General features: G+C 40.0%; 2 pseudogenes. One reads left to right on the top strand and one right to left on the bottom strand.

Annotated elements, in window-relative coordinates:
- Positions 1 to 84: 84 nt before the first annotated feature.
- Positions 85 to 801, bottom strand: a pseudogene (locus OZD66_RS02245) (phage terminase large subunit); the annotation flags it as partial.
- Between the two features lie 403 nt (positions 802 to 1,204).
- Between OZD66_RS02245 and OZD66_RS02240 the strand changes: the two are divergent.
- Positions 1,205 to 1,426: pseudogene (locus OZD66_RS02240) on the top strand (IS110 family transposase); the annotation flags it as partial.

The following is a 1,426-nucleotide window of genomic DNA, read 5'->3' as shown; positions in this document are numbered from 1 at the left end:
AAAACATTCCTCTATTCGAATCCTTTCGTCGTGCTGTTGATTCTGCCTTCCTATGACCTGTTCGGACTATTATGAGAAATGCTATACTTGGATGACAGGAACAGGAGGCGCTGGTTTTTTGATTGAATAGATAATCTCCCTATTTTCAGCTATTATTGGTAAACAAATATGATGCCATATGTTTTTCGGTTTAGAGAGAAGGTGTCCGGTTAAGTCCTCCTGGTGTAGCCTGTGCATCACAAGAACGATTACTCCTTTTCTTCTGTCGTTGAGCCTCGTTACTAAAGTCTGATCAAACCAGTTTGTGGCACGCTTTCTAAGCGTTTCACTCAAAGCTTGAGCAGAACTAAGCGGATCGTCCACAATGATAAAATCACCGCCTTCACCGGTTAATGTTCCTCCAACGGACGTTGCAATTCTGTATCCTCTCTGCACTGTTTAAAATTTGTATTTGGTATTCTGATCTTTGGATAGTTCTACCTCTGGAAATAGCTCTCTATACCAACTAGACTGCATTATACATCTTGTATCGAGCGAGTGCTTTTCGCTAAGCAGCCGAGAGTAACTTGCGACTATTATTCTCGCAGTTGGGTGGTTTCCCAGTATCCATGCAGGCCACGCAACACTCACGCACATGGACTTCATCGAACGCGGAGGCATATTGAATATTATTCGTTTCACTTCACCAGCGCTCGCCGCTTCCAGCCTATCTGCTATGACTTTTATGTACCGATAATTATTATACTCACATCCCGGCACTACCGTTTGAAAGCATAACTCAATGAATTTTAGAAAGTTCATGATATAATGTTGAAACCAGCGCGTGACGCTGGGATGACAAAAAAAGAAGCACTGGAATGACATCACAGAGGCACTGGGATGACAGCAGTCCTACGTCATACCGCCGCGGTATCTCTAGATCCCGCTAACAAGTAGCGGGATGACGATTGTCGTTTAGCTATGAATATTAAGAAATTTACCAAATGAAAAAAAAGGCAAAAGAAACCCCAGTCACTGTCTATTTTCAGTATTGGCGTTTTTTAAGTCTTAAATACTGCAATTTAGCTGCTTTTAAATGCAACTAACATACTGTAATTGCGATTGAATGATGGAGAGACATACTCCATTATTTTAGCACGAAGTAACAAATTCAATGAATTGGTTCTTCAAAAATAATTTAAACTTTTACAGTAGGAGTAGTCTCATGAAATATTATAGCGGGTTAGATATCTCACTCAAAGAAACTTTTATTAGTATCGTTGATGAGAAAGGAAAAATTGTTAAAGAAGAAGTTGTTGCAAGTGAGAGCAGTGCAATAGCTGAGTTTCTGCTTAGTCAAAGCAGAGAATACGAATCCATAGGAATAGAAAGTGGGCAATTGTCAATATCGATGTGCAAAGAGTTAAGGAGCTTTGGATTACCAGTA

Source organism: Wolbachia endosymbiont of Drosophila baimaii (genome assembly GCF_028982185.1).
GTDB classification, from domain to species: Bacteria; Pseudomonadota; Alphaproteobacteria; order Rickettsiales; family Anaplasmataceae; genus Wolbachia; species Wolbachia pipientis.
Note: the sequence above shows the minus strand (reverse complement) of the source record. Positions and strands in the feature narration are given on the sequence as shown.